This is a genomic window from Niveibacterium terrae (assembly GCF_048213115.1).
GTDB lineage: Bacteria > Pseudomonadota > Gammaproteobacteria > Burkholderiales > Rhodocyclaceae > Niveibacterium > Niveibacterium terrae.
The window spans coordinates 718,789-740,982 of sequence record NZ_CP172404.1 but is presented as its reverse complement, the minus strand read 5'-3'; the positions used below and the strand labels follow the sequence as shown (position 1 = coordinate 740,982).

General features: G+C 64.5%; 21 protein-coding genes. 14 read left to right on the top strand and 7 right to left on the bottom strand.

From position 1 onward, the window contains the following. The first annotated feature begins 19 nt into the window (after positions 1–19). From ACHFB9_RS03495 to argB, 4 genes are all read left to right on the top strand, one after another. Positions 20–1,648: a response regulator gene (locus ACHFB9_RS03495; protein ID WP_417069594.1), complete on the top strand. Its 1,629-nt coding sequence runs from the start codon at positions 20–22 to the stop codon at positions 1,646–1,648. A gap of 8 nt (positions 1,649–1,656) precedes the next feature. Continuing rightward, positions 1,657–2,106 (top strand): dihydroneopterin triphosphate diphosphatase, encoded by a 450-nt coding sequence (gene nudB, locus ACHFB9_RS03490; RefSeq protein ID WP_417069593.1) that lies wholly within the window; start codon positions 1,657–1,659, stop codon positions 2,104–2,106. 91 nt (positions 2,107–2,197) lie between these two features. Further along, entirely contained in the window at positions 2,198–2,611 is a 414-nt protein-coding gene (locus ACHFB9_RS03485; protein WP_417069592.1) for an Hsp20/alpha crystallin family protein, read from the top strand. A 100-nt stretch (positions 2,612–2,711) separates the two neighbouring features. Then, positions 2,712–3,602: an acetylglutamate kinase gene (argB, locus tag ACHFB9_RS03480; RefSeq protein ID WP_417069591.1), complete on the top strand. Its 891-nt coding sequence runs from the start codon at positions 2,712–2,714 to the stop codon at positions 3,600–3,602. On the opposite strand, the gene ACHFB9_RS03475 is transcribed toward argB, so the two are convergent. The 7 genes from ACHFB9_RS03475 to ACHFB9_RS03445 are packed head-to-tail and all read right to left on the bottom strand — an operon-like array spanning position 3,589 to position 9,039. Then, a complete protein-coding gene (locus ACHFB9_RS03475; RefSeq protein ID WP_417069590.1) occupies positions 3,589–4,560 on the bottom strand; it encodes a hypothetical protein in 972 nt (323 codons plus the stop codon). The two genes, argB and ACHFB9_RS03475, sit on opposite strands and share 14 nt — an antisense overlap. Continuing rightward, a complete protein-coding gene (locus ACHFB9_RS03470; protein WP_417069589.1) occupies positions 4,557–5,276 on the bottom strand; it encodes a tetratricopeptide repeat protein in 720 nt (239 codons plus the stop codon). The genes ACHFB9_RS03475 and ACHFB9_RS03470 overlap by 4 nt, the downstream gene beginning before the upstream one ends. Continuing rightward, positions 5,276–6,130, bottom strand: coding sequence for an SGNH/GDSL hydrolase family protein (locus ACHFB9_RS03465; RefSeq protein ID WP_417069588.1), 855 nt, complete (start codon positions 6,128–6,130; stop codon positions 5,276–5,278). Before ACHFB9_RS03465 ends, ACHFB9_RS03470 begins: the two co-directional genes overlap by 1 nt. Beyond that, entirely contained in the window at positions 6,127–7,149 is a 1,023-nt protein-coding gene (locus tag ACHFB9_RS03460; RefSeq protein WP_417069587.1) for an acyltransferase family protein, read from the bottom strand. Before ACHFB9_RS03460 ends, ACHFB9_RS03465 begins: the two co-directional genes overlap by 4 nt. Next, positions 7,136–7,975 (bottom strand): hydrolase 1, exosortase A system-associated, encoded by an 840-nt coding sequence (locus ACHFB9_RS03455; protein WP_417069586.1) that lies wholly within the window; start codon positions 7,973–7,975, stop codon positions 7,136–7,138. Before ACHFB9_RS03455 ends, ACHFB9_RS03460 begins: the two co-directional genes overlap by 14 nt. After that, entirely contained in the window at positions 7,972–8,781 is an 810-nt protein-coding gene (locus ACHFB9_RS03450) for a hydrolase 2, exosortase A system-associated (protein ID WP_417069585.1), read from the bottom strand. Before ACHFB9_RS03450 ends, ACHFB9_RS03455 begins: the two co-directional genes overlap by 4 nt. A gap of 3 nt (positions 8,782–8,784) precedes the next feature. Then, positions 8,785–9,039, bottom strand: a complete 255-nt coding sequence (locus ACHFB9_RS03445) for an acyl carrier protein (RefSeq protein WP_417069584.1) — start codon at positions 9,037–9,039, stop codon at positions 8,785–8,787. Positions 9,040–9,191: 152 nt separating this feature from the next. Between ACHFB9_RS03445 and ACHFB9_RS03440 the strand changes: the two genes are divergently transcribed. From ACHFB9_RS03440 to ACHFB9_RS03395, 10 genes are all read left to right on the top strand, one after another. Next, a complete protein-coding gene (locus ACHFB9_RS03440; RefSeq protein ID WP_417069583.1) occupies positions 9,192–10,382 on the top strand; it encodes a DegT/DnrJ/EryC1/StrS family aminotransferase in 1,191 nt (396 codons plus the stop codon). Then, entirely contained in the window at positions 10,382–11,626 is a 1,245-nt protein-coding gene (locus tag ACHFB9_RS03435) for a glycosyltransferase (protein WP_417069582.1), read from the top strand. The genes ACHFB9_RS03440 and ACHFB9_RS03435 overlap by 1 nt, the downstream gene beginning before the upstream one ends. Before the next feature lie 36 nt (positions 11,627–11,662). Then, a complete protein-coding gene (locus ACHFB9_RS03430; RefSeq protein ID WP_417069581.1) occupies positions 11,663–12,703 on the top strand; it encodes a GNAT family N-acetyltransferase in 1,041 nt (346 codons plus the stop codon). Positions 12,704–12,711: 8 nt separating this feature from the next. After that, the gene (locus tag ACHFB9_RS03425; RefSeq protein WP_417069580.1) at positions 12,712–14,001 is read left to right on the top strand and encodes a 3-deoxy-D-manno-octulosonic acid transferase; all 1,290 of its coding nucleotides are present in this window, start codon (positions 12,712–12,714) and stop codon (positions 13,999–14,001) included. An 18-nt stretch (positions 14,002–14,019) separates the two neighbouring features. After that, complete coding sequence (locus ACHFB9_RS03420) at positions 14,020–15,462, top strand: lipopolysaccharide biosynthesis protein (RefSeq protein ID WP_417069579.1); 1,443 nt, start codon at positions 14,020–14,022, stop codon at positions 15,460–15,462. A gap of 11 nt (positions 15,463–15,473) precedes the next feature. Next, a complete protein-coding gene (locus ACHFB9_RS03415; RefSeq protein WP_417069578.1) occupies positions 15,474–16,568 on the top strand; it encodes a hypothetical protein in 1,095 nt (364 codons plus the stop codon). After that, a complete protein-coding gene (locus ACHFB9_RS03410) occupies positions 16,565–17,659 on the top strand; it encodes a glycosyltransferase family protein (RefSeq protein WP_417069577.1) in 1,095 nt (364 codons plus the stop codon). Before ACHFB9_RS03415 ends, ACHFB9_RS03410 begins: the two co-directional genes overlap by 4 nt. 18 nt (positions 17,660–17,677) lie before the next feature. After that, positions 17,678–18,757 (top strand): glycosyltransferase family 2 protein, encoded by a 1,080-nt coding sequence (locus ACHFB9_RS03405; protein WP_417069576.1) that lies wholly within the window; start codon positions 17,678–17,680, stop codon positions 18,755–18,757. Between the two features lie 126 nt (positions 18,758–18,883). Continuing rightward, on the top strand, positions 18,884–20,485 hold the full coding sequence (locus ACHFB9_RS03400) for an acyl-CoA ligase (AMP-forming), exosortase A system-associated (RefSeq protein WP_417069575.1): 1,602 nt from the start codon (positions 18,884–18,886) through the stop codon (positions 20,483–20,485). Continuing rightward, on the top strand, positions 20,482–22,161 hold the full coding sequence (locus tag ACHFB9_RS03395; protein ID WP_417069574.1) for an ArnT family glycosyltransferase: 1,680 nt from the start codon (positions 20,482–20,484) through the stop codon (positions 22,159–22,161). The genes ACHFB9_RS03400 and ACHFB9_RS03395 overlap by 4 nt, the downstream gene beginning before the upstream one ends. The last annotated feature ends 33 nt before the right edge of the window (positions 22,162–22,194 follow it).

Sequence of the window (22,194 nt, the reverse complement as noted above, 5' to 3'; positions counted from 1 at the left end):
GGCCTTCGAGGAAGCCACGATGCCTAGCAAGGTCGAAGATCTCTCCGTACTCGTCGTGGAAAGCCACGACACGATGCGCAACCAGCTGCGAGGCATACTCGCGCAAAGCGGGATCACCCGGATGAGTGCGGCCTCCTCGGCCGCGATGGCCGTGCGCCGGCTGCGCGAGACCCGCTTCGACATCATCCTCTGCGAATATCACCTCGGCGAAGGCCAGAATGGCCAGCATTTCCTCGAAGACATCCGCCTGCATCAGCTGATCCCGCTGTCGACGATCTTCATCATGGTCACCGGCGAGCGCAGCTACGAGCGGGTCATGGGTGCAGCCGAGCTGGCACCGAACGACTACCTGCTCAAACCTTTCGCGGCGGAGAATCTGCGCGAACGCCTCGAGCGTGCGCTGAACAAGCGCGAAGCCTTTCTGCCCGTCTACAAGCTGATCGAAGCCGGAAATACCGCCCGCGCAGCCAGCGAGTGCGAAGCCTGCGAAGCGAAATACGCGGCCTATGCGATCGACTTCCTGCGCCTCCGGGCCCAGCTTCTGATCGGCCTGGGCAGACCCGAGGAAGCTCTGGCGCTCTACCAGCAGATCCTGGCTCGGCGCAGCGTTCCGTGGGCCAAGCTGGGGCTCGCCAAGACTCATTTCATGATCGGCGAACTCGAGCAGGCGAGGGACGAGCTCACCGAGCTGATCACGCAGAACGCGCAGTTCGTGGACGCCTATGACTGGCTGGCCAAAACCCAGGAGGCGCTCGGCTCCATCGAGGAAGCGCACGAAGCGCTGGCGAAGGCCGCCACGCTGTCTCCTCATGCGCTGCAGCGTCAGCGTCGGATCGGTGAGATCGAGCTGGATCTGGGTCAGAACGAGGCTGCCGAAAAACGCCTCGCAACCGTGCTGCGCCAGTCGAAGTACTCGGATTTTCGCGATCCCGAGGATCACGTCAGACTGGTCAAGGCCCAGCTGGGCAGCGGCTCGGCTGAGCGCGCACGGGAAACCTTGCGCGACCTGGAGCGCAGCATGAAAGGCCAGCCCAAGGCCGATCTGTGCCAGGCCGTCTGTGCAGCGATGGTCTTCACCCGCGAGGGGGATACGCGTCAGGCCAGGGCCGCGGCCGAGCGCGCCGCAGCGCTGATGGGCCCGGAAACAAAACCATCGCTGCAGCTCAAGAAGGAAATCACCCAAGTCTGTCTGGAGCAGGGGCTGGAGAGTGAGGCCGCGGAGGTCGCGATGGATATCATGCGCAACTCTGCGGACGAGCGCGAAGTCGATGCGGTCCGCGGCATGCTGACCCGGATGGGACGCGCCGAACTCGGCGAAGCGCTCGCCAGCCGGCTGCGCTCGGATGTGCGCGACACGATGAGCGAAGGCGCAGCCCTGGCCCGCAGTGGCGACCATGCCGGATCGGTGAGGCATTTCATGGATGCGGTGCAGAAGATGCCGGGGAACGCGCTGGTGCTCTACAACGCATCGCTCGCGCTGCTCAAATATGTCGAGCACAGTGGCTGGCGGGACGATTACGCGGAAGAAGCCCGAAACCTGATCGAGCGACTGCACGTCCAGGATCCCGGCAACGCCAAGCTCGGCGCGCTCTACACCTACTATGAGGGTCTGCAGCAGATGCATCAGACCGCGGCGAAGCGGGCCTGAGCGGAGCGATGCGCTACAAGCAACCGGTCTCGGCCCTGATCGTGATCCACAGCCCCGAAATGGAGTTCCTGCTGATCGAGCGCGCCCGTCACCCCGGCTTCTGGCAGTCGGTCACCGGTAGTCGTGAAGGCGAGGAATCCCTGCTCGAAACCGCCTACCGGGAGGTCGAGGAGGAAACCGGAATCCGCGCCGCCCCCGGAGCCATCGTCGATCATCACCGGCAGCAGGTCTTCGAAATCTATCCGATGTGGCGGCAGCGCTACGCGCCCGGCATCACCCGCAACACCGAGCATCTGTTCAGCCTCTGCGTGCCGCGCGACACCGCGATCCGGCTCGCCCCTGCCGAGCACCGTGCGCTGCGCTGGGCGCGTGCCCAGGAAGCCGCCGCCGCCTGCTTCTCGCCGTCCAACCGCGAAGCGATCCTCGCGCTCGAACGCGGAGACTTCGAAAGAGCTTGAAACCCGACAGGACGGCCCTAGATTGAGGGCAAGGGCGGCGCGTCCGGCTTCCGACAGAAAGCCCCGCCGCCTTTTCCAACAGGAGGCCATCATGAACTCTCTGATTCGCAAAGATCCGTTTGACGATCTGTTCCGCGGCTTCTTTGTCCGTCCGGTCGAATTCGATGAGACCGCGGACATCCCCGCGATGAAGCTGGAAGTGCGCGAAGCGGCTGACGCCTACACGCTGCACGCCGAGCTCCCCGGCATCAGGAAGGAAGACATCCATGTCCATGTGGACGGCGCACAGGTTTCGATCGCGGCCGAACGCAAGCAGGAGAAGGAAGTCAAGGAAGGCGAGAGGCTGCTGCGCAGCGAACGCTCGTACGGTAAGGTCTCGCGCAGCATCCAGCTCGGTCACGACGTCGATGAGGCCAAGGCGAGCGCCCGTTTCGTCGACGGAGTCCTCGAACTGACCCTGCCCAAGAAAGCCGCATCGCAGGCCCACAAACTGTCCATCGAATAAGCGGGCAGGCCCGTTCCTGGCACACGGCGAAAGGCTCAGGCCTTTCGCCGTTTTCGTTTGCGCTAGAATCTCGGGATTCAACGCTTTGCGGGAAACTCGCATGACCACCTCCGACCCCATCGCCCCAGCCCGCAAGGCCGGCGTTCTGGCTGAAGCGCTGCCCTACATCAAGCGCTTCTTCGGCAAGACCATCGTGATCAAGTACGGCGGCAACGCGATGACCGATCCGATGCTCAAGGACTGCTTCGCACGCGACGTCGTGCTGCTCAAGCTGGTCGGCATGAACCCGGTCGTCGTGCACGGCGGAGGCCCGCAGATCGACAGTCTGCTCAAGCGGATCGGCAAGCAGGGGCAGTTCATCCAGGGCATGCGCGTCACCGACGAAGAGACGATGGATGTCGTCGAGATGGTGCTCGGTGGACATGTGAACAAGGAGATCGTCAACCTGATCAACCGCCACGGCGGCAAGGCCGTCGGCTTGACCGGCCAGGATGGTCAGTTCATCCGTGCCCGCAAGCTCCTGATGCCCAACAAGGACAAACCGGACGAGATGATCGACATCGGTCTGGTCGGCGAGATCACGTCGATCGACCCGAGCCTGATCTCCTTCCTCGACAAGGGTGACTTCATTCCGGTCATCGCGCCGATCGGCGTCGGCGAAGACGGCGAGACCTACAACATCAATGCCGATGTCGTTGCCGGCAAGCTCGCCGAGATCCTCAATGCCGAAAAACTGGTGCTGCTGACCAACACCCCCGGAGTGCTGGATCAGAACGGCGAACTGCTGACCGGCATCACGCCGCGTCAGATCGACGACATGGTTGCCGACGGCACGCTCTCGGGCGGCATGCTGCCCAAGATCCACTCGGCGCTCGATGCAGCCCGCAGCGGCGTACAGGCCGTGCACATCATCGACGGCCGGGTCGAACACTGTCTGCTTCTGGAAATCCTGACCGACCACGGCGTCGGCACGATGATCAAGAGCCGCTGAACGGCAGCTTTCCAGCCCCCCCGCACTCCAGAATCAGGGCGGGGGGAATGTCCTTGTCCGACCAGTCACGGGCTTCGACGCCCCTCTCCCAGGCACGTCGAGCCAGAAACGATCGCGTCACGCGGTACAGCTCATCCGGGTTGTCTTTTCCCCACCCCCGGATCAATTCAGAAACGGTTTCGGGTACCTCCTCCGGCGCCCGTTTCTGTCGGGCCAAGTGATCGCGCAGAGCGCGGTTCTCAAACACCCCCTGATACTGGCGCAGCCTACGCTGGTATTGCCCCCTCAGCACCGACAGGCGCCACCAGGGCCGGGAATCCACATCCCAGCTCGCATCCGGATCGATATAGACCTGATGGTCATCCCACTCATAGCGAGCGGGATCGAGCCTGAACTTCAACACGGCAGCGAGAGCAGGATCGGTACGATAGAGGCCTAAGGGCAGGCGAAACCCCCGATCGCGAAGGGTATTGAGCGCCCGGGCTCTGAGCGCATAGAAATTGCCGTGTATGCCCCCCTCGCTGAGCATCTGTGCCCGCATTTTCGCCGCCCCCCACCCCGAGCTGGGCGTCCCCGATGCGGCAGGAATCTCCGGCCTCATCTGCAGCGCCTGCGCAAGGATGGAGCAGGAGTTGGGCCTCAGGCGCGCATAACCGTCGACAAAGAAAGCCAGCTCGCTCCCTGGCCAAATCTGGTGGAGATAGGTATTCCAGGCATGGGCCTTGTCCGCACAGGCGATGAACCACAGGCGCAAATCGACACCGGCAGGCATTGCCTTCAGCGCCGAAGGAAAAACCTGCGAACACTCTTCGGCGAGTTCCCGGTTGCCATTGACGATGACATCCAGCACGCTGCCCGGGACGGCAGCAAGCCAGGCCGCCTCTACGCTTCGCAGCAAAACGTCGGGGGACTCCCTGGACGAGAACACCGCAATGGAACTGGCACAGGGGCCTCTCATTGCGCCGGATCTCCCTGCTTCAACCCATCACTGACGGGTTCCGAAGACGCTGCAGCGGGGGAGGCTTCCTGCCAGTGCCCGGCCTTCTTCAGCATCTGACGCAAGCCAGGCAGCGGATAGTTCAGCGCATAGGCCTTGTGCGCATAGAACTGTGCCCGGTCGTAATCGCCGAGCTGGTAGAGGGCCAGCCCCAAGTTGTACAGCACATTGGGGCCGACCGCATAGACCTCTTTTCCGGCGATCAGCTTGTCGGCCGCATCGAGTTTGCCCCTCGCCTCCCCGCGCCGCCCGGTCCTGAGCAGATGGGTGCCGAAAAGAATCTTCACGACCTCGTCATCGGGACGCCAGCGCTCGCCGCGTTCCATCCAGCAGTCGATAGAGTAGTTGGAGCCAAGCGGCCGGCTCTTCTTCTCCTTCAGACTAAGGTTCATCATTGCCAGCAGGGCCCGGTGATGATTCGGAAACACCCGCAGCGTGTAGTCGATGTCCGGACCGGGGGTCGTCGATGTCTTGCCCCTCTTCAAGCTCTCGACCGGGAACGTGAAATGAGCCCCTTCGACCAACCCGTGCTGCTCCTGGGTCGCCGTGCGGTAATCGAAAGGCCCGAAAGCATTGTTCAATGAACCGCAGGTCGCAGGGCCGAGCTCCTCGATTCCGGCCCAGGCACTCGCCGACAGGGACATCGCCAACAGCCCCAGCGCTAACGTCTTCATCATCACTCCCTCGCAAGTGAGGCCAGCCAGGCGTCCGCCACGGCTCTCTGCCCGGTTTCGTTGAAATGGCATCCATCCCGTCGAAACTCTCCGCCGAAACGGTCGAGATCCGGTCCGGGGCGCGCGTAATCCAGAGTGCTCGCGACTTCGCCCTGGGCCGCGCGCAGAGCCGGCGACCCGTCGTTGCGGCAACGGCTCACCTTCGCAATCCATATCTTCGCCGCCGGCGCTTCGCCGTGCACGCGCGCCAGAATCCGGCGCAGACCCTGCGCATAGAGCGGGGCGGGTGTCGCATCGCGCAGGTCCGCCTCCCCCTGAAGCCAGAACACGAGTTCGGGCGACAGACCATCGCGCTTGAGCCCTTTGAGCGTTGCGCCAAGCTCGCCAGGCAAGGCATTGTGCGGGTCGAGCCAATGGCGCACCGCGGTTCCGTCGACGGCCAGCACCGCCAGAACGACTTTCCGATCGTGGCGCCGGGCCAGCTCCTCGGCGAGAGGAATCCAGACGCTCCCCCCTTTGCCACTGCCGCCAGGGAGCGGATCGCTCGCCCGCCGGCATACCCCATCCGACCAGACCAGAACCCTGTCATCACGGGCAGCGAAGCGCCGGGATCCGGAATTGGCCGCGTTCGACTGACCCAGCGCGAGCAGCACGAGCGGCTTTGCGCTCATCTCCGGATGGCAAGCCAGAGCTGCGGGAGCGGGAGCGGGAGCGGGAGCGGGTGCGGGTGCGGGTGCGGGTGCGGGTGCGGGTGCGGGGGCACGGAACTGCACTTTTTCGACCGACGCCAGACGCCAGCCGAGCCCGGACAGAGCCAACACAGCCACCGCCAGCAACAGAATCGTCCGGAGTTTCAAGTTGCCACCTCGACAAAACGGGCGCGCCAGGCGCGCCGGATTGCCATCATGGCCGGAGCCTCCACCGCGTAGTGCAGCATTGATGCCAACCCCAGCGCGAGCAACAGCGCTGCCAGCACCGCCAGATCACTGCCGACGCCCAGCGCCTCCAAGGTCCGGATCGCGCACCAGCCAATGTTCTCGTGAAGCAGATAGAGGGGATAGGAAATTGTTCCCAACCAGACCAGCGGCGCCCGGCGCAATACGGCGAGACGCCCGCCGACGGCCAGAGCAAATACGGCGAAGAGCGCGGCCGAGACCAGCGCGGCGGAAACCGATTCGACCAGAGCCACGGTGAGCAGGCTGGCCGCGATCACGATGGCATCCTCGACCGCGCCCCGTCCTCTTTGATGACAGCGGAACAACGCAACGCCGAGGCCAAAATACGGGATGAAACCGAGCAACAGAAAGCGAAAGGCTAGAAAGGGCAAAGCCACCCCCCAGAGCCTTTCGGCCAGAAAATAACCCAGCCTCAACGCGAGCAAGGCCAGGATCAGCAACGGGAATCGACGGATCTGCCCCGTCACGAACAGCGTGAAGGCCTGCACATAGAAGATCATCTCGACGCCCAGGGTCCAGTACACGTTGTCGACCAGAGGGCGGTCGAACCAGGTGTGCACCATCGTCAGGTTCAGCAGCGCATCCCCCAGACCGACGGTCTTCCCGGGCAAGCCGGCCAGACTCGTCACCGCGAAAGCCAGAAGCACGGCGACCCAGTAGGCGGGGAAAAGCCGCGAGAAGCGCGAGACGACGAAATCCATCGGCCGGCGAGTCCGCGCCAGCGTCATCAGGATCACAAAACCGCTGATCATGAAAAAGAGATTGACCCCGTAAAACCCATGGGGAAACGACCAGGACAGCTCCGAGCTGTGTCCAAAGAGGCTCTCGAAGCGGGTGCTGTAATGGAACAGCATCACGGCCAGCGCGGCGAGTCCGCGCAGAGCATCGACTTCGAGAAGCCGTCCCTCAGCGCGGCTCACTGGCGCGCTCCAGCCAGTCTATCGTCAGCGCCTCGACTTCGGCGCGCCAGCGCGCCGAAGAAAAGGTGTGATTGGCCTCGCTGATCTCGTACTGGCTTACGGGAAGAGCGGCCAGAGCCGACGCCAGCGGTTCGCGCTGAGCCGCGTCGCGGAACTCGGCCGCGGTCAGATCACGCCCCGACAGAATCAACAGCACGGGTTTTCCCGCCCTCCGCAACGCCGCCGCGAAACGCGACGGCAGATCCGCGGCACAGGGCGCTGCGCTGCGCGAGGAGCGCCAGTTCGCGAAGAACTCCCTGATCCGGGCACGCGGGTTCAGCCCTCCGCGGATCAGCTTGAGCCAGAAAGAGCGCGAGAGCAGTCTGCCCCGATAGTAATGGGACAGCAGCGCCGCAGCTTCCCCCTGCTCGGTCCGCACCCAGGGGTTCAGCAGGATCAGTCCCGCCAGACCGGGATCCCCGCCTGCATGAAAAAGCGCAGCCGTCGCACCATCGCAGAGCCCCCACAGATAGCAGGGCGTCGCCTCAGGCAGCCGGGCTCTGAGCGTGGCGAGCGCGGCAGCGATATCCTCGCCAACCGCGTCAAAACTGCGCGCCACCCCTCCGGAATCGCCCATCCCCCGGTAATCGAAGCGCAGACAGGCGATGCCGGCACTCGCCAGCGCCCGCGCGAGCAGAACGAACTGGCGATGGGAGCCGACCCGGGTCTGGGGGCCGCCGACAACGACGAGCACGGCGGCACGGGGAGGACCGTCGGGAAGGCTCAGAACACCGATCAGACTCTGCCCCCGACATGCGAAGTTCAAGGCCTGCTCGGCGATCGTCATCTGAGCGCCTCTCCGAGGAATTCAACGCACAGCGCGGGCAGAGTCGGCAGCATCTCTATCTCCTGGGTCTGCCAGAAGGCGGGGCCGGGAAGAAGCCTCGAAAAATCCGCACAGCCGCGCGTGGCGCGCTTCTCGAGCAGCCGGGACGCGGCTGCAGACAGAGTCTCGCCGGTGCCGATCTCGACCCAGCCGAGACGAAGCGAATCGGAGGGCTCCAGAGTCGCCGCCTCGAGCGCGGTCGCCAGCGCCGCGGACAGCGAATAGCCGGCCACCTCGACCGGCTCTCCGACATCGAGACTGGCACGCAAGGCCCGGGTATCCAGCCGCGCACCGGGATTCTCGCCGAGTTCGGCCGCCGCGGCGAGGCGCAGAAACCAGGTCAGCGCGAGCTTGCCGCTCGCGACCGGAGCGAGCGCGAGCAGCGCGTCGGCCGTCAGCCCCTCGGCGAGCGCGGAACTGGCGAGCAGAGCGCCCTGGCGCAGACCGATCAGCGCGAGCGGCCCGTCGCTTCGCTCGACCAGCCAGGCGGCGAAACGCTTCAGATCATCGATCCACCCCGCCCAGCGCGCCTCCGCGAAATCCCCTTCGCTATCTCCGGTTCCACCGACGTCGCCGATCAGCGCGAGATAGCCGGCCTCGGCACAGGCGCGCGCAACCGCCGCCAAATTGCTCCGCGACTTGTTGGCTTCCTCGGCAAACGCCTGGATCAGCAACACCGCCGCACAGGGCCTAGCTTCAGGGTGATACGCGACGCAAAAACGAGCGCCCTGATCCCCGGAAAGAAAGAAGGCCTCGGTGCGGACCATGGTTCAGTCGTTCAGCTTGCTTTCGATCAAAGCCTTGAGGCTGCCGAAGGACGCGAACGACGTGCCATCGATTTCATCGTCTCCGAAGATCAGCCCGAACCTCTCCTCGATCGCGCCAATCACACCCACGACAGCCATCGAATCGAGCTCGGGCAGGGCGCCGAGCAGCGCCGTGTCATCGGTGAATGAGGCCGCACGGCCATTCAGGCTGAGCAGCTCATCGAGAATGGCCACGAGTTCCTTGCGAGTTTCCGACATCCAGTCCTCTCTGAAAATGAGACAGGCGCGAACCACTTAACAGCCGCGCCTTAAAGCGGCACCTATTATAGGGCTCCCTCCGGACCGGCTCGTGACAAACTGCCGGAGGAGCTCCAGAAGCCCTCCCGGGACCGTCAAGAAGAGAACATCCGATGTCCACTCACTCTCTCGTCCTGCCCCGCCTTCCTGTGCTGTCCTGGGCCTATCTGCTCGAAAGACGCAAGAGTCCACTACCTTCCATCATGGAGGCAAAGTATCGCCTGCCGACGACCAGCGGTCGCGCCGCGATCGCTCTGGCCTTGCGCGCAACAGGCTGTCAGGCGGGAGACCGCATCCTGGTGCCGACCTATCACTGCCCGACCATGGTCGCGCCTATCGTCGCGCTGGGCGGCAAACCGGTCTTCTACCCGACTGGCCCCCATGGCGAAGCGCTTCTCGATCAGCTCCCCGCAGAGCTGCTCGATGGCGCCCGTGCCGCGATCGTTCCGCACTACTTCGGCCTGCCTCAACCCCTGTCGCGGATCCGCGCGCTCTGCGATGCGCAGGGGATCGCGCTGATCGAGGACTGCGCTCACGCCTTCTTCGGCCTCTGCGAAGGGCAACCAGTCGGCTCATGGGGCGACTACGCGATCGCCAGCCTGACCAAATTTTTCCCGGTCACCGAAGGCGGGTGCCTGGTCTCGCACCGCCATCCGCTGACGAGCCCGGCTCTGAGCCTGGCCAGACGCCCCTCATCGGCCAGCCTGCGCGTGCTCGCCGACGCACTCGAACTGAGCGTACAGCACGGACGTCTCGCAGGACTGAACTCGCTGCTCAACCCGCTCTTCGACGCCAAGCGCCGTTTGAACCGGGCAGTTTCGACCCACACTCCGAGCATCCCGGAGGATCCGCTTGCTGCGGCGATACTCCGCGCCCACGCGGATTTCTCCCCCGAAGCCCTGCCTTTCTCGCGTATCGCCGCGGCCGCCCGCATGCTCGTGCGCGCCGGCGGCAGCGCGCGCACGGTGCGCCTGCGCCAGACCAACTACGCGGGCCTGGCCGAGCGCCTGGCGGGCCTCAGGGGCGCCCGCCCGCTGCAGAGAAGCTGCGGCGGAAACGCCGCGCCTTACGTCTTCCCGCTCTGGGTCGATAGTCCGGACGAGGTCTACCAGAAGCTGCGCCAAAGCGGGGTTCCGGTCTTCCGCTGGGACGAGCGCTGGCCCGCAACGCCCGATCTGCCTGGCGACTCGGGAAAAAAATGGTCCCATCATGTGTTCCAGATCGGCTGTCACCAGGATCTGTCGGCGACGAATCTGGACTGGATCGCCGAGACGCTGAAGACGCTGATCGACGGGACGGTGTGATGAAGCGACTCCTGATGATCGCCTATCACTTCCCGCCGCACAGCGGGAGCAGCGGCATCCAGCGCACGCTGAACCTGGCCCGCGCGCTGCCGGCCTTTGGCTGGCAGCCCGAGATCCTGACGGCAAACCGTCAGGCCTATGAGAGCGCCCGGCCGATCGGCGCAGGCGACCTGCCGGACGGGCTGATCGTGCACCGCGCGCTGGCCCTCGATGCGAAACGCCATCTGGCGATCATGGGGCACTACCCGGGCTTTCTCGCCCGCCCCGACCGCTGGCGCAGCTGGTGGCTGCCGGCAACCATGCTCGGTCTGCGCCTGATCGCAAGCGGGCGATTCGATGCGCTCTGGAGCACTTTCCCGATCGCGACGGCGCACCGGATTGGCGCAAGCCTCGCCCGCCTGAGCGGCCTGCCCTGGGTCGCCGACCTGCGCGACCCGATGGCCCACGACGGCTATCCACGCGACCCCGCCCAGTGGAAGGCTTACGAGAAGGTCGAACGCCGCGTGTTCGAGCGTGCCTCGGCGATCGTCACGGTCACGCCCGGCTGTGCCGAGTACTACCGCCGCCGCTATCCGCAAGCCGCGGCGCACATTCATCTGATCCGCAACGGCGCCGATCCCTGGCCCGAGGACTCCCCTCCCGCCGCACCGGGAGCGCATTTCGTACTGCTGCACAGCGGCTTGATCTATCCGTGGGAGCGGGATCCGAGCGCACTCTTCGACGCGTTGGCGCTACTGCGCGTCCGCCGCCCCGATCTCGCCAGTCGCCTGCGCCTCGTGCTGCGCGCACCGGGCGCCAGCGACTGGCTCGTCGCGCTCGCGCGCAGCCGCTCGATCGAGACGCTCGTCGAAATCCTGCCGCCGCTGGACAGCACCGCCGCGCGCCGGGAGATGAGGCAGGCCAGTGCCCTGCTGGTGCTCCAGGCGGAAAACTGTGCGTTGCAGATCCCCGCAAAACTCTACGAATACGCGCGCACCGCGCTTCCGATCATCAGCCTGAGCTCGCCGGGCAGCGACACCTGGAGCGAAACCCTGAAGCTGGGCGGAGCGTGTACGGCGCTCGATGATCCCGAAGCGATCAGCACCCTTCTCACCCGGCTGATCGAAGATCCCGCCTCCTTCGCCCGTCAGGCCGACACCTCTGCGGGGACCTCCGAACGGGGAGAGGCGCTCGCCCGTCTGCTCGACTCGCTCGCCCCCGGGCTCGGCATTAGTTCCTCGAAGCCAGCCGCCCGCGAGGGCTAAGATTTGTCGATTCCCTTCAAATTCAGAGAATTCGAAATGAGTTTCGTGTGGAATTTTCTCCCCGCTTCAGCGCTCGGCCAGCACGCACCGGACTGGGACTCGCTGTGCAGGAAGACTTGTGCCCTGCCCTTTCTCGAAACCGACTTCCTGATCCCTCTGCTCGAAACCTTCGGCGGAGGCGAAGAAAAGCTGGCCGTCGCATGCAGCGGCAACGAAGTCGTCGCTGCCGCGCTGCTCGCACCGGTCGGCCTGGGCCGCTGGCAGACCTTTCAGCCCTCCCAGCTGCCTCTGGGGCCGTGGCTCCAGCGCCCCAACCTGGACATCGCCGCTCTGCTCGATGCACTGATCCAGCAATTGCCCGGCTTCACGTTCAGCGCCAGCCTGACCCAGATCGACCCACGCTTCCTGCCCCGCCCCTACGGTCAGAGCAAACTGCAGACCCTCGACTACATCGACACAGCCTGGGTGGATCTCGACAGCGACTTCGCGACCTATTGGGAAGCTCGCGGCAAGAACCTGAAGACGAATGTGCGCAAACAGCGTCACAAGCTCGAATCCGAAGGCATCGCGCTGACGCTGGACCGGATCACCGCAGCCTCCGAAGTCGAGCGCGCGATCGCCGAGTACGCAGGCCTGGAGCAGAGCAGCTGGAAAGCCGCCGGCGGAACGGCCATAGGGAGCAGCAATGCGCAGGGGCGCTTCTATCAGGAAATGATGAACCGCTTCTGCCGATCCGGACGGGGCGAGATCTGGCGCTACCGCTTCGATGACGAGATCGTTGCGATGGATCTGTCGATATACGGTGGCGACTGCCTGGTCGTGCTCAAAACCACCTTTTCATCGCAGCACAAGAGCACTTCGCCAGCGACCCTGATGCACCATGAAGCTTTCCGCGCCCTGTTTGAAGAGCGGCGCATCAAGAGGATAGAGTTCTATGGCCGGGTCATGGAGTGGCACACGCGCTGGACCGAGCAGCAGAGCCGGCTCTTTCACCTGAACGCCTATCGCTGGAATTTCCTGCCCACGCTGCATGCCCGCCTGCAGGCGGCGCACCGCGCGGTCATGAGCGAAGCCTGAGGCCGTTTATGCAGCCCTCGCCAGGAACTCTGCTGCGCTGGGCGGCCTTCCGGACGATCACAATGGTCGCGGCAAACGGCGAGAAAGCCCCCGAGCCCGAGCTGACTCCGCCCGTAGAGCAGCCCGCGGTCTGGATCTTCCTCTCCACGATTGGCGAACTCCACGCAATAGAGCCCTTCCTGATCGAGCTCGCGGCGCGGACAGCGGGACTCAAATGGGTTCTGCTGAGCGATCGGAACATCTACCGTGAAGCCTACTGCAAGCGCTTTCCGGAGGCGGACGTGATCGAGATCGGAGAAGGGCTCGATGAAGCGCGCCGCCTGGCCCGCCTGCGCCCGCCCAAACTCTTCGTGATCGCCGAGATCCCGCTGCAGCCCTCCGATGCGCCCTGCCGGCTCGCCTTTGCCTGGCTTCTTGAAGCCGCCCGGCGCGGAGCTTCGCTCGTCGCGGTCAATGGCTGGCTCTACGGCTATCCACCGTCCTGCCGCAGCGATGCACTCGAGCGCCGGCTGTTCGGCCGGGCCTGGCTTTCGCTGTTCGACCGGATCTGCGTCCAGAATCAGGACATCGCCGACCGCCTGATCGCATCCGGCGCCGCCTCTGAACGGATCACGGTGACCGGCAACATCAAGTTCGACGCGCTCGACCGCAGCCAGTGGCAGCCGGAGCAGAGCCACAGCCCCCGGATGCTCGCCGACCTGGTCGGCGCCAATCGCCCCCTGGTCGTCGCCGGCTGCGTCACCGACGCCGACGAACAGGAGCTGATCCTGTCGGCTTTCGCGCAGCTGAAGGCCGGAGGGACGGCAGCCCGCCTCGTCATCGCGCCCCGCCATCCCGAGAATCCGGAGGTGATGGCCTCTCTCGCGAGCGCCTGTGCCAAGCAAAAGATCCACTCCCGGCTGCGCTCGGAACTCGCCGACGCCGCTCTGGATCCGGACGTCGAATGCCTGATCCTGGACACGATGGGCGACCTGAGACACTTCTATGGCGCGGCAAGCATCGCCCACGTCGGGCGCAACCACAACGTGCTCGAACCGCTGGCCTTCTCTGTTCCGGTCACGGTCTGCAGCCCCTGGGAAACGACTTATCCGAGCTATCCGGTCTATCTCGGTCTGAAAACCGCCGCCGCGCTGATCGAGAGCAACGACAGCGCCAGCCTCGCTTCGGCCTGGCGAGCCGGAATGGGCACATGGGCCGAGCGGCAAGCGCGCGGCAAACGACTCACCGAGACGCTGAACCGGATGGCCGGAGCTTCTGCGCGAACCCTGGCGGCGATCGATACGCCAGCCGGGATCTGAACCGACGAACGGACCCCGATGAATTCGATACGAAAAGCCACCCTCCTGTCGCTGGCTCAGCGCTATGTCTCCTTCGTGATCCAGCTGGCAAGCTCGATCGTTCTCGCCCGTCTGCTGAGCCCCTCCGAAACCGGCGTGTTCTCGCTGGCCGCGGCCATCGTCTCGATCGCGCAGCTGCTGCGTGACTTCGGGATTGGCGAATACGTCGTTCAGGAGAAAAACCTGACCCAGGACAGGCTGCGTTCGGTGTTCGGAGTCTCGCTGGCGATCGCGTGGTCGCTCGCGGCTCTGATCTTCCTTTCGGCTGACCTCATCGCCGCCCACTACCATGAAGCCGGGCTCAGGACTGTCGTCCGCGTCCTGGCGCTGAACTTCGTGCTGCTGCCGATAGGCACGACGACTTTCGCCTTGCTGACCCGACAGATGGCGTTCAAGGAGATCTTCTGGATCCAGACTGCCAGCATCGTGATCGGGGCGGCTCTGGCAGTCTTTCTCGCCTGGAATGGCCACAGCTACATGAGCCTCGCCTGGTCCTCGGTTGCCAGCTCGCTGACGACGGTGCTCGCGCTGACGATTCTGCGCCCCGCCGAGACCTTGATCCTGCCCCGCTTCAGCGGACTGCGGGAGATCGGACTTTTCGGCGGAACGGTCACGACCGGACGTTTTCTGGATCAACTCAGCCGCCGCGCCCCGGACATCCTGATCGCCCAGGGGCTGGGGTTTCATGCAGTCGGCATCAACAGCAAATCGACATCGCTGCTGGACACCTTCCAGGACTTCTTCGTCTCGGGAATCAGCCGGGTCGCAACGCCGGCTTTCGCCCAGACCCACCACGCGGACGGTGACACGATCAGCGCCTACCTCAAGGCAATCCATACCCTGGCCGTTTTCCCTCTGGTCTTCTTCCTGCTGCTCGCGTTGCTCGCCGAGCCTCTCGTATTGACCCTGTTCGGCCGGGCCTGGCTGGGAGCCGTGCCGCTGCTGCAGATAGGTTCGATCGGCGGAATGCTGGCCGCGCCCTACTTCCTCGCCCCTTCGCTGTTGACCGCCCATGGCCGCGTCAGAGAAATTCTTCAGATCCAGGTCGTCGGAGGAGTCCTCTATCTGGTCGCGCTCTTTTTCGCTGCACAGCAGAGCCTGATCGCGGTCGCGCTGGCGGGTGTGTTCGGCAGCGCGATCCGCATTGGTATGCTTCAGCGCACGCTGCAAAAGAGCTTTGGCCTCGGCCTGGCCAGGCTGCTGGCCGCCTGTCGCAACAACCTGGTGATCGCAGCCATCACCACGCTGCTCACCACCCCCGTTCTTTTCGCCTACGACGGAACGACCGCGCGTGCGCTGCTCACGCTCGCCGCCGCCGCCGCGGTATCGCTCACGGCTTTCGCGACCTGCATAGTCTGTTTCAATCACCCACTGGTCGACGAGATCAGGGGGCTCAGACAGAAGAAACTCCGACTCTCCTGAGTACGCCCATCATGCGCGCCTCCTGGTATGTTCCCAACGTCAACGAGCGTCGAGCCGGATTGCGCTATCGCTGCCTCTATCCAATCTCGGCGCTGAAGCGCCGCGGCATGATCGCGGAGCTTTTCGATGAGACCCGCGATTACGACGCGGTCGTCTTCGACGCTTGGACTCTTTTCCCGACCGTGACCAGCGAAAAGGTGGCCGAGAAAACGCTCGCGCTCGCGCAGAGGCTCAAGCAGCGCGGCACCCGCATCCTGCTCGACAACTGTGACAACCAGTTTTCGGGCTCTCCCGACTGCGCCTGGGATCGGGCGTGCGAACGGCTGCGCACGCTTGCCGCACAGAGCGACACCGTCACGGTCTGCTCGGACGAACTGGCCAGCGTGATGCGCAGCGAATGCGGTCTCGAGAAAATTCCGCGGGTGATCGGAGACCCGATCGAGAAACGGATCAACTATACGAGTGACAGGCTGCTGCGTTCGGTGCTGAGCCCGCAGCGCAAGCTCAGCTGGCTTCGCTATCTGGAACACTGCGGCCGTATCGCCCTTGAAAAATCGCGAGGGATCACGCCGCTGATCTGGTTTGGCGGACACGGAAACGCGTTCTCGGAAGGCGGGATGCTAGATCTCGCGCGCATCACCCCCGTGCTCGCCGAGCTCGACGCGCACCACCGTCTATCTCTGACCGTCATCAGCAACAAGCGGGCAAAATTCGAACAGAACTTCGCCCGCCTTCCCTTCGCGACGCACTATGTCGAATGGGACAGGGTGAACTTTCTGGCGATGCTGCGTCTGCACGCGATCTCGCTGATCCCGGTCACCCGGAACAGCTTCACCCGCTGCAAGAGCGCCAACCGCGTCACGCTCTCCCTTTATCACGGCCTGAACGTCGTCGCCGACGAAATCCCCAGCTACCAGGGCTTCGCGAAAGTCTGCGCACTGAACGACTGGCGCGAGGGCTTGAATGCCTACCTCGAAAACCCCGGCCTGCGCCGCCAGCACCGTCAACAGGGAAAAGCTCTCGCGCTTCATGGCTACGACCTCGAAAGGATCGCCGATGCCTGGCAGCAGGCACTGGATCCGCGATCGTCGGAGGGCAGAACATGAAGAGAAAGAGCGCGATCGCGGTGTTCACCGAGCACTACAACGCGACCTATTTCATCAATTTCGCTGCCCCTCTGGCGCACAGTCCGACGCAGCTGCTGGCCCGGTCGGGCGACGAGATCGATGCGATCAGCCGCGACGCGCTGATCGACGCGCTGGAGCTCGATACCGACGGGCACGAGGTGCGCGCGGCGGTATTGAGCCGCTACCTGGGCCCCCACGCCGAATCGATTCTCTCGTTCTACCGCACGCAATCCATTCCGGTCTTCTTTCACCTCGACGACTGGCTCTTCGGCCTCCCCGACGACATGGAGGAACGCTATCGCGTCCGTTACGACGCCCGGCACACAGCAAGACTGGACGAATTCCTCGGTCGCGTCGACGCGATTCTCTGCTCGACGCCTTATCTTGCCGGACAGATGCTCTCCCGCAGTCCCCAACACACCGTCCGCACCCTGAGCGGAGTCTGCTTCCAACCCCAGCCGGGAATGAGCACGGCATTCAAGGCGAGAGCCTGCCGGATCAAACGCAGGCTGCAGCACCTCAACCAGGTAACCATAGGCTACGCCGGATCGAGTTCCCACTCGCGTGACATGCAGCTGATTGAGCCCGCTCTGGCAAGGCTGATGGCGGAGCGGGAGAACCTGCACTTCCACTGCTTCGGCCTTCCCGCACCGGAAGCGCTCCGCCGGCGCTGGGCAAACCGGGTTCAGACCATCGGCTATACGCGCGATTACCCTGGCTATCTGCAGTCACTCTACGAATTGGGTTGGGACATCGGTCTGGGCCCGCTCATCGACGATGAGTTCAACCGCTGCAAGACCGCAACCAAGCTGGTTGAATATGCGAGCTGCGCGGTCCCCGCGCTCTGCTCGGATGTCGAACCCTACCGCCGCGTCTTCGGCCAGGACTCGAACTCGCTCGTCGCCCCCTCCGACTGGTACGACGCACTGCGACTCTGGCTCGATCGGCCCGCCCTGCGCCGCGAATCTCTTGCCCGGGCCCGTCAGCGGCTGCGCGGCCGAAGCCCCTACGCCGCCGCGGAAGAGCTGCTCACTGCGCTATCCCCCGTTCTCCCTCGGGAATCGAACTGACTCGCACAAGGAAGAGCCATGGCCCTCGTCAGTCTCTGCATTCCAACTTTCAACGGCGCCCGCTTCATCGAAGAAAGTCTGCAAAGCGCGCTCGCGCAGAGCTTTCGCGACATGGAGATCCTGGTCGTCGACGACGGCTCGTCCGACGACACGCTCAGGCGTGTGCAAAGCCTTGCCACTCTCGACCCCCGGATCCGTGTCGTTCGCAACGAAAAGAACCTGGGCCTGGTCGGCAACTGGAATCGCTGCCTGGAAATCGCGCACGGCGAATGGATCAAATTCCTGTTCCAGGACGATCTGCTTCACCCGCAGTGTGTCGAGAAACTCCTCGCCGAGGCGAGAAGACAGAGCGCCCCCTTCCTCGCCTGCGACCGGAACTTCCTCTTCGCCGAATCGACCACCGAAGAACTCCGCGCAATCTATGCGCGCAACCGGGCGACCATCAATGCCTTTCTCGGGCCGGGACGGGGAGTCTCTGCAGACGAATTCGCCCAAAGAATTCCCCGGCGCTTGAACAACAATTACGTCGGCGAGCCGACCAGCACCTTGATCCACCGCTCGGTCTTCGAGCGCATTGGCCGATTCAACCCGGAGTTCACGCAGCTGTGCGACCTGGAATACTGGACGCGGGCGGCCAGCCACTACGGAATCGCCTTTGTCCCGGAAGCACTCACCACCTTCCGGGTTCATTCTTCGGCGACCTCGGCGATCAACCGCAACGCCCATTCCTTCCGCTCCACCGGACTCGAAGGTCTGATTCTCGTCGATGCCTTTCTCGAACAGGACGCTCACGCCCGTCTGCGGGAGCGGTGGGCTGCACTCGGAGTTCTGGGAGCAATTCAAAACGAGAGGTGGGATCGCGCGAACGAGATCTTCGAGTTCGTCCGCAAAAACCGCGCCTCGCCCGCACAGAGGGAGAGCATTTCCAGCGAATACGCGGCCTTCCTCTCCCGCCACCCAAGCTGCCGCATCTCCCGGATCGAACACCTGAGATGGCTCTCGATCACGCTTCCGCTGCGCTACAAATTCCGCCTTGGCCAAGCGCTCAACCCGATCCTGCCCAAGCCACTCAAGCGTGGCAGCTTTCGACCCCTGTGAACGGACCCAGCCGCCCAAGGAACTCTCCGACCGCGAATTGCACCCCTCGGGCTCCGTGATATAACCCACGCAAGCCCTATCCGGCTGCGCCTAGAATCACCCGAAACTCCCCTTCTCCCGCAGAACATGACGAGCACCTCATTCCTCCTCCCGCATCTGATCACGAAATCGGCCGAGAAGACGCCTTCAGCGATCGCACTGTCCGCCAAGGGACAGAGCCTCGATTACGCCGAGCTGGCAAACCGCGTCGAGCGCTTCGCCGCGGGCCTGCTCGCCCTTGGTCTCGCGCGCGGCGAACGGGTCGCGATCTGGCTGGACAAACGGATCGAGACCGTCGTCGCGAGCTTTGGCGCGCCCGCCGCCGGTTGCGCCTTCGTGCCGATCAACCCTCAGCTCAAACCCGAACAGCTCGCCTACATCCTGCGCGACTGCGCGGTCAGAGTGCTGATTACCTCGCCCGAGCGCCTGCCGCTGCTCGCGCCGGTTCTGACCGAATGCCACGACCTGCGCCACCTCGTCGTAACCGGGGAAGTGCCCGACGGCCCCGCTCTGGCGCATCCGGTCCACCGCTGGTCCGATCTGCTCGACGCGCCGCCGGGGCCCGGGCATAGGGTCATCGACCGCGACCTCGCGGCAATCCTCTACACGTCGGGCAGCACGGGGCGCCCGAAGGGCGTCGTGCTCTCGCACCAGAATATGGTCGCGGGCGCAAAGAGCGTCGCGAGCTATCTGGGCAATAGCCCGGAGGACACGCTGCTCGCCGCGCTGCCGCTATCCTTCGACGCCGGCTTCTCGCAGCTGACGACCGCCTTCCACTCCGGCGCGCGAGTCGTGCTGCTGAACTACCTGATGCCACGCGACGTGATCCGGGCCCTGGAGCGCGAACAGGTGACCGGCCTCACCGCCGTGCCACCGCTGTGGATACAGCTAACCCAGCTCGAATGGCCGGAAGCGATCGCCGACCATCTGCGCTACATCGCGAACACCGGCGGCCGGATGCCGCTCGCGACGCTCAAGGCCTTGCGCGAGCGCCTGCCCAGAACCCGCCCCTTCCTGATGTACGGGCTGACCGAAGCCTTCCGCGCCACCTATCTCGATCCGGACGAGGTCGACCGCCGCCCCGACTCGATAGGCAAGGCGATCCCGAACTCGGAAATCCTGGTTCTACGCGAGGACGGCAGCGTCTGCGCGCCGAACGAGCCGGGCGAGCTGGTGCAGCGTGGCGCGCTGGTCGCCCAGGGCTATTGGAACGATCCCGAGAAGACCGCCGAGCGCTTTCGCCCGCTGCCCGCTGGCTGCCGCCAGGCGGGGCTGGTCATGCCCGAGATCGCGGTATTCTCGGGCGACACGGTCAGGCGGGACGAGGAAGGTTTCCTCTACTTCATCGGTCGCCGCGACGAGATGATCAAGACTTCCGGCTACCGGGTCAGCCCGACCGAAGTCGAGGAAGTGATCTACAGCCTGCAGAGGGTCGGCGAATGCGCCGCCTTTGGTGTCCCTCATCCGACGCTGGGCCAGGCGATCGTGCTGGTCGCCACGCCTTCACCCGGTCAGGCCTTCGATCAGGAGGGCCTGCTCGCCGACTGCCGAGCCCGGCTTCCCGCCTGGCAGATCCCGGCCCATGTCGCCGTTCACGACGGCGCGCTGCCGCGCAATCCGAACGGCAAGATCGACCGTAAGGAACTCGCGAGCCGGTTCCAGGATCTTTTCGACGAGACATCCGGATGAACGGGGCTCCTCCCCAGATCCCCGACTCCGGCCCCTCTCTGGCCGACGAGCGCGCGGTCCCCGGGGAGAAAGCGGATCTGGACGCGGAACGCCTGTCCATGCTCGCCCTGCTGGCCCTGGCGGCGCTCGCCGTCGGCCTTCGCCTCTTCACGATGCACGAGCCCGTGGAACGGGATCTGGCCATCCACGCCCTGATCGCCAACGAATGGCTGCATGGCCGGGAACTGTACGGGGATCTCTGGAACCACAAGCCGCCGGCTTCGTTCTTCGTCCACGCCCTGTTCATTCGCTTCTTCGGCATGGGCGAGGTCCAGCTGCTCGCCCTCAACATCTGCTTTGGTCTGTGGTCTCTGGGGGCGCTGTACTTCGTCGCCCGCCAGATGCTTCACAACCGCTGGGCGATGCTGACCGCCTGCCTCTGGGGAATCGTTCTCGGTTTCTGCCTCCCGCTCCAGGCCAATCAGCCCAACACCGAATCCCTGGTCCGCCCGATGCTGCTGACCGCGCTGGGTCTCTGGCTCGGCGTCGAGCGGCGGCGCATCCCGCAGCCGGGCATGTTCATCGCCGCTCTGCTCTTCTTCCTCACGACCCTTTTCAAGCAGCACTACGCGGTCATTCCGGCCACCCTGGGAGCATTCCTGCTGCTCGCGGACTGGCGGGAGCAAGGTCGCGTCACGCGCCGCACGCTCGGCCAGATCGCAATCATCGGTTTGACCGGGCTGCTGGGCTGGGCTGCTTATGCGCAATTCCTCAACAGCGAAAACCTCTGGGCGAAGTTCTACGAAGCCGCGTTCACCTACAACAGGATCTACGCGAAAGGGCTGGGCAGCACGCTGATCGAAGCGCTCAATCTGGCCCGCCCCTTTCTGCTCGACCTGCTGCCGCTGCTGCTCTTCTCGGCGGCCGGGCTGCTCTGGCGGATGGCCCGCGCGCCAGAGCGCCGACTGTTCTGGCTTTCCGGCTGGATGCTCGGCTGTTTTCTCGCAATGGCGATACCCGGCCAGTTCTTCCCGCATTACTACCAGTTGCTGATCGCCCCCGCGATCGTCTCCAGCCTGTTCCTGCTCGAAAACCTCTATCAAACCCCACTTTCCCGGCACCGCCGCATCGTCACCTGGGCCATCGCGGTTCTGTCGCTCACAATGGTGCTGAGGCTGGTCTGGATGCTCAGCATGCCCAGCCTCATGCTCCCCATACTGAAGTACGGGCATAGCGAGGGCATGCGTTTCATTGCCGCCCAGCAGTTTGGAAAGATGCTGGCTGCGCGCATTCCGGATGGCGCACCGGTGTTCTACGTCGGATCCGATCCGCAGGTGGTCTTCTATGCGGGTGGCCGGATAGCGCCCAGCAAGTTCTATGCAAGGTGGCTAGATCCCGCACAGAGCGGCAAATTCGCTCCCGTTTTCCTGGCCGAGACCCGGCAGCAGTTCCTCGCCGGCAATTTCGATCTCGTTATGACGACCGGATCGCCGGCTTTCTTCTCCGATCCGCTCGTCGCCCAACGGCTGGGCCGCGATTTCATTCAATTGCCACGCTGTATCCATACCCAGCGCCTGTGGGTCAGGCGTACTGCAACCGAAGCTGCGATCCAGGCCTTGATCCACCGCCCCTGGTCGGGTTGCGACCCAAGCTACGAATCGTTCAGGAAATGGCGCGCCTATCCCTGGCGTCCCTGAGACCGACGCCAAGCGAAGCAGTCCTCTTCAGCC